This is a genomic window from Staphylococcus sp. MB377 (assembly GCF_001922505.1).
Lineage (GTDB): Bacteria > Bacillota > Bacilli > Staphylococcales > Staphylococcaceae > Staphylococcus > Staphylococcus haemolyticus.
This window is the reverse complement of sequence record NZ_MAON01000021.1, coordinates 1-7481: the sequence shown is the minus strand read 5'-3', so window position 1 is coordinate 7481 and position 7481 is coordinate 1. Positions and strand designations below refer to the sequence as shown.

Sequence of the window (7481 nt, the reverse complement as noted above, 5' to 3'; positions counted from 1 at the left end):
CAAGCGCAGCGAATAGTGAACCAAATAATGTGGCATTATTTTGAGCATCATTACCAGTATCTGGTAACTCTTTATTATTTGGTTTATCTGCTTTGTCATTATGATCTTTATCGGCATCTGAGTCAGCATCTGCGTCAGCGTCTGCGTCGCTATCTGCATCGCTATCGGCGTCTGAATCTGCATCTGCATCTGCGTCTGAATCTGCGTCTGCATCTGAGTCAGCATCTGCATCTGCGTCTGCGTCTGCATCTGCATCTGCGTCTGCGTCTGCATCTGAGTCAGCATCTGCGTCTGAGTCTGCGTCTGCATCTGCGTCGCTATCTGCATCTGCATCTGAGTCAGCATCTGCATCGCTATCTGCGTCTGCATCTGAGTCAGCATCTGCATCTGAGTCAGCATCTGCATCGCTATCTGCGTCTGCATCTGAGTCAGCGTCTGCGTCTGCATCTGCATCGCTATCTGCGTCTGCATCGCTATCGGCGTCTGCATCAGCGTCTGAGTCTGCGTCTGCATCTGCGTCGCTATCTGCATCTGCATCACTGTCCGCATCTGCATCTGCGTCTGAATCTGCGTCTGCGTCTGAATCTGCGTCTGCGTCTGAATCTGCGTCAGCATCTGCGTCTGCATCTGCATCAGCGTCTGAATCTGCGTCTGCGTCTGAATCTGCGTCAGCGTCTGCGTCTGCATCTGCGTCTGCGTCGCTATCTGCATCTGCATCACTGTCCGCATCTGCGTCACTATCTGCGTCTGCGTCGCTATCTGCATCTGCATCACTGTCCGCATCTGCATCTGAATCTGCGTCTGCATCTGAGTCAGCATCTGCGTCTGCGTCAGCGTCTGAATCTGCGTCTGCGTCTGCGTCTGAATCTGCATCTGCGTCTGCGTCTGCGTCTGCGTCTGCATCTGAGTCAGCATCTGCGTCTGAGTCTGCGTCTGCATCTGCGTCGCTATCTGCATCTGCATCACTGTCCGCATCTGCGTCACTATCGGCATCTGCATCGCTATCTGCGTCTGCATCTGAGTCAGCATCTGCGTCTGCATCACTGTCAGCATCTGCATCACTGTCCGCATCTGCGTCACTATCGGCATCTGCATCGCTATCGGCGTCTGCATCGCTATCGGCGTCTGCATCAGCGTCTGAGTCTGCGTCTGCATCTGCGTCGCTATCTGCATCTGCATCACTGTCCGCATCTGCATCAGCGTCTGAATCTGCGTCTGCGTCTGAATCTGCGTCAGCGTCTGCGTCTGCATCTGAGTCAGCATCTGCGTCTGCATCTGCATCTGCGTCTGCGTCTGCGTCTGCATCACTGTCCGCATCTGCGTCTGCGTCTGCATCTGCGTCTGCGTCGCTATCTGCATCTGCATCACTGTCCGCATCTGCATCTGAATCTGCGTCTGCATCTGAGTCAGCATCTGCGTCTGCGTCTGAATCTGCATCTGCGTCTGCATCTGCGTCTGCGTCTGCGTCTGCATCTGCATCTGAATCTGAATCTGAATCTGCGTCAGCGTCTGCGTCGCTATCTGCATCGCTATCGGCGTCTGAATCTGCATCTGCATCTGCGTCTGAATCTGCGTCTGCATCTGAGTCAGCATCTGCATCTGCGTCTGCGTCTGAATCTGCATCTGCGTCTGCGTCTGCGTCTGCATCTGAGTCAGCATCTGCGTCAGCGTCTGCATCTGAATCTGCATCTGAATCTGCGTCAGCGTCTGCGTCGCTATCTGCATCGCTATCGGCGTCTGAATCTGCATCTGCATCTGCGTCTGAATCTGCGTCTGCATCTGCGTCTGCATCTGAGTCTGCATCTGAGTCAGCATCTGCGTCTGCGTCTGCGTCTGAATCTGCATCTGCGTCTGCGTCTGCGTCTGCGTCTGCATCTGAGTCAGCATCTGCGTCTGAGTCTGCGTCTGCATCTGCGTCGCTATCTGCATCTGCATCACTGTCCGCATCTGCGTCACTATCGGCATCTGCATCGCTATCTGCGTCTGCATCTGAGTCAGCATCTGCGTCTGCATCACTGTCCGCATCTGCGTCTGCATCACTGTCCGCATCTGCGTCACTATCTGCATCTGCATCTGCGTCTGCGTCTGAATCTGCGTCTGCGTCGCTATCTGCATCTGCATCACTGTCCGCATCTGCGTCACTATCTGCGTCTGCATCGCTATCTGCATCGCTATCGGCGTCTGCATCGCTATCGGCGTCTGCGTCTGAATCTGAGTCAGCATCTGCGTCTGCATCACTGTCAGCATCTGCATCACTGTCCGCATCTGCGTCACTATCTGCATCTGCGTCACTATCTGCATCTGCATCGCTATCGGCGTCTGCATCGCTATCGGCGTCTGCATCGCTATCGGCGTCTGAATCTGCGTCTGCGTCTGAATCTGCGTCAGCGTCTGCGTCTGCATCTGAGTCAGCATCTGCGTCTGCATCTGAATCTGCGTCTGCGTCTGCGTCTGCATCTGAGTCAGCATCTGCGTCTGCGTCTGCATCTGCGTCTGCGTCGCTATCTGCATCTGCATCACTGTCCGCATCTGCGTCACTATCTGCGTCTGCGTCGCTATCTGCATCTGCATCACTGTCCGCATCTGCGTCACTATCTGCGTCTGCATCGCTATCTGCATCTGCATCACTGTCCGCATCTGCGTCACTATCTGCATCTGCGTCACTATCTGCATCTGAGTCAGCGTCAGCGTCTGCATCTGCGTCTGCATCTGCATCTGCGTCTGCGTCTGCATCTGAGTCAGCATCTGCGTCTGCGTCTGCGTCTGCGTCTGCATCTGAATCTGCGTCTGCATCTGAATCTGAATCTGCGTCTGCATCGCTATCTGCATCTGCATCTGCATCACTGTCCGCATCTGCGTCACTATCGGCATCTGCATCGCTATCGGCGTCTGCATCGCTATCGGCGTCTGAGTCTGCGTCTGCATCTGCGTCGCTATCTGCATCTGCATCACTGTCCGCATCTGCGTCTGCATCTGCGTCACTATCGGCATCTGCATCGCTATCGGCGTCTGCATCGCTATCCGCATCTGCGTCACTGTCCGCATCTGCGTCACTATCTGCGTCTGCGTCACTATCTGCGTCTGCGTCGCTATCTGCATCTGCATCACTGTCCGCATCTGCGTCTGCATCTGAGTCAGCATCTGCGTCTGCGTCTGCATCTGCGTCTGCATCACTGTCCGCATCTGCATCACTGTCCGCATCTGCATCGCTGTCCGCATCTGCGTCACTATCTGCGTCTGCGTCTGCGTCTGCATCACTGTCCGCATCTGCGTCACTATCATCAACAACTATTGCTGAGCCTTCGTCTGATACATTACCTGCGTCATCTGTTTCAACTGCTGTGATTTTATCACCGTTGTTTAATTCTGTACCTCCTGGTACCTCTACACTCCAGCTTCCATCTTCACCTACTGTTCCTGTTCCTGTTGTTCCATCTGGGAATGTTACAGTGATTGTATTGCCTGGTTCACTTCCTGTTCCAGTTACTGTATCTGCTCCTGCTTCTGGGACATCCACTGTTGGTGCATCTGGTGCTACTGTATCTGTTCCTACTATTACAGGTACTTTAATGTGATCTTCCGTACCATCTGGATATTTCACTGTCACATCTACTTCTGTTGTACCTGGTGTATTACCGTCTGGTAATTGTGTTTCGTCATCCACCGTAATTGTTGGTTGGTCTTTATCCGCTGGATAGTCCGGAATTGTCACTGAACCTGTTACATCATCTGCTGTCGTTGGTGTGCCATGATCTTTCGTTACACCATCTGTTGTTGGTTGATAAGCATCGTTATCTGCTTGTTCGTTTGTTGTTACTGGTACTGTCACATGATCTTCTGTGCCATCTGGATATGTCACTGTTACTGGAACATTCACTGTACCTGGCGTATTACCGTCCGGTAATTTACTTGGATCATCTACTTTAATTGTTGGTGTTCCTTTTTCTGATGGATAATCTGGAATTGTTACTGCTCCTGTTACATCATCCTCAGTTGTTGGTGTTCCGTAATCTTTTATAACCTCGACTGTTTCTGGATGATAGGATTTCTCTTGAGTAGCAACTACGAATGAATCTGAACCTACATCTTTACCACCTGAAACTAAGTATACTGTATAAACATCGCCTGGCTTTGCTGTGTCTGGTACCACAAATGTACCTTTTTGTTCACCATCAGTATATGAAGTAATGTCATCTGTTTTTTTAACTACATTACCGTTGCTGTCTCTCCATTCTATATGAGATGGAAGTGGTGATAATTGTGAACCACTTAAATCAATGTCAATTGTGTCTTTAGGTTGTGCTGGTTGTGTAGTGTTATTGTACTTCACAATATCAATTTTAGTGTCCGTTGTCGGAATTAATGCAAAATTCACATTATACCATCCGCCCTTAACTGGTTTAGCAACTGGTGCTGTTTGAGGCGTAAATGATAAATTTGAATTTGCCCCAGTAAAAATTGGTGAGGTAAATGAAGAATATCCTAGTACTTTTTCTCCATTAGGATTCATTACGTAACCATAGATATAATCATTATTAATTTTTTTATCTGTTGGGAAATGAACAGTATAATATCCATCCGCATTTGTCTCACCATAAACCGTTGCTGATATATATTCGGGATGATCTTTTAATAATGTTTTTGTTGCGTCTGCTTGTTCTGCTTTAGGTAAACTTTCTACTTGATTTTTATATGCTTGAACACCTTTATCAGTTAATGAAGAAAATACTACAGTATAACCATCTGCTATTCTATCACTTGCAAGTGGGTTATAACTTGGACCAGTTGTTGAGTTAGCTAAGTCTCCCCCAGTTCCTGTTTCTAACCATACACGACCTTGGATAGAATTTGTTGAAAGTGGACTGTCAGCGCCTTGAGTATCATGAATCCATTCAGATTGTGGGCGAGTCATATATTCACCATCAGGTTCAATCCCCATAAAGATACCTGTACGTTGCATATTTGTACCTGCTAATGGGAACTGGCCAATATTATTACTAGTAATTGAATCTACATATGAACCGGGTAAAAAACCGCCTGCGGTACGTAACATTGTTGCTGTATTACCATTATGTGTTTTAAAGTCTTCAATCCAAATTCTATAATATTGATTATTTTCAGCACGATACGTATGTTCTTTGCCATTTGCATCTACATATGGTTCTCTTAAGTCGAATGCGTAGGCTCCGGGACCAACTTGCGAAGCATTTGATTTTCCTAATGAATTAGTCGTTGCCGCTTTATATATTGGTGATACCACACCATCTTTATCAATCCATTGCATATAAACGGGTGTTCCTTCAGGAACTGGTGTTAATCCATTTGACATTGTTGCAGGTGTTCCTTCGTCTACAATCCATGCGCGTCCTGATAATGTATTAGCCGCATTTGTAGCATCTGTAGATGAGTTAATATAACCATTTTTAATCGCATCTGCTTCAATAATTTGATTGTTTTTAGGACTTGCAACATTATCGTTTGTTGGTGTATCGGCAGCTAACGCCATCGCAGCGAACATTCTTGGTCTTAGTGTATTTGTTGTTTCCTCATTACGAGCTGTTGCTGAATTTACGCTTAACGGCGTAGCAACTGGTGTTTCATTATCATTATTAGCATAATCATTTTGAACAAGTGCAGCGATGGCTTCTACTTCTGTTGCATTAGATGTATCTACTCCACCATTTTCGAGAGCTTGAACTGTATCATCACTTGATACATTTAAATTTTCAGAGATATTTTGAATTGAATCACTGACATCAGGTTGCTCAATAACATCCCTAGTTGTTTCATGTTTGTCTAGTGATGGTTGGTTTGTTTCTGTACTGTCATTTGCTGCTTTTTCTTCTGCTGATAATTCATCTGTTTGAGTACTTTCTTCAGTTGGCTTCTCTTCTGTTGATGGTTGTTCTGTTGTACTTTCTTCAGTTGCTTTCTCTTCTGTTGATGGTTGTTCTGTTGTACTTTCCTTACTTGCTTTCTCTTCTGTTGATGGTTGTTCTGTTGTACTTTCCTTACTTGCCTTCTCTTCTGTTGATGGTTGTTCTGTTGTACTTTCTTCACTTGTTTTCTCTTCTGTTGATGGTTGTTCTGTTGTGCTTTCCTTACTCGCTTTCTCTTCTGTTGATGGTTGTTCTGTTGTACTTTCTTCACTTGTTTTCTCTTCTGTTGATGGTTGTTCTGTTGTACTTTCTTCACTTGTTTTCTCTTCTGTTGATGGTTGTTCTGTTGTGCTTTCTTCAGTACTTGGTGCTTCTGTTGTCGGTGATTCAGCTGTTGCTTGTTCTGTAGTTTCTACTCCTGTGTTTGCTGTTTCAGAAGAAGATTGAGCCGATTCATTTGAGTTACTTGTAACTCCTTCTTCAGTTTTAGTGTCTTCAGCAGCTTTAGCTACATCGTGACCAGCACCAAAAATTAATGTTGCACCAACTAAAATTGATGCTGTCCCTAATGTGAATTTTCGAATTGAATATTTGTTATTGATATTTGGTAAGAAATCTAATCTTTTATTTGATTTTTTCTTCAAATAACTCACACCCCTATTTTTCAAATTAATTGAACACAACACTCATGTAAAACCTATCATGTTTTATATGTAGTTACAATATAAATTTTCGTTTTTTAAAAAAATATTAATTTAGTAATACTAAATTAATATTTACAATTTTATAATAATTTTTTATTCAATGATATTTAATTTTCGTTATTCTAATTTACTAAGCATAATAAAAATTGTTCCCTAATTCTATTTAAATAAAATGAGGCTGGGACATAAATCCCAATCTCAAAAAAGAGGACTAATCCTTGTATGGATTGGTCCTCTTTATATTTAAAACCTTACGATTTTGTCCATGCATGCTTGCCTGGGGTATGACTCGAACCAGTAGTCTCTCACTCATACTATTCCCCTAGGCGTCAGCACGTTACAAAATCGGTACAATATATTTTGCTATTCAAAAAAATAGGCTCTACGTCAAATCGGACTGATGAGTCCAAATATTAAGATTAAGCAATCTTAGGTTGTTTAATCTTAATATTTGTTGTTGAGGCAAATAGTCGCGAAGTTATAATAATTCGATTACGCAAATTATCATAATTTCTATAACCAAAAGATACCCTTTTAATAAGTTTTATTTTATTATTAATTCCTTCTAACGGACCGTTGGTCAGGTTAGAATATGTCATAGTATTTTCAATGAAAGCTGCTAATCGTATTAAAGTTCTAATGACTGGGCGTAATTTAGGACACACATCTGAAAGATGAATAGAAAAGAGTTTATGATTAAATTTCTCTATTTGATTTTCTTTTAATAATCTTCTTAGCTCATGAACGTAGTGATATGTATTAAATAATTCTATATCTACACCTAATAAGTAATTTATAATGCCTTTTTCGGTTTTCCACTCTTTAAATAAATGGACTTTATGATAATTAAATGCTTCTAGCGTTTCAAAAGGTTTAAGAAATAGTTTCCAATAACTTT

2 protein-coding genes are annotated in these 7481 nt (G+C 44.2%); both read right to left on the bottom strand.

Annotation, left to right across the window (positions count from 1 at the left end; genetic code table 11):
- The coding region (locus tag BB045_RS12545; RefSeq protein WP_178377503.1) for a YSIRK-type signal peptide-containing protein at positions 1 to 6523 on the bottom strand (6523 nt) is incomplete at its 3' end.
- A gap of 479 nt (positions 6524 to 7002) precedes the next feature.
- The coding region (locus BB045_RS05170) for a transposase (protein ID WP_142236928.1) at positions 7003 to 7481 on the bottom strand (479 nt) is incomplete at its 5' end.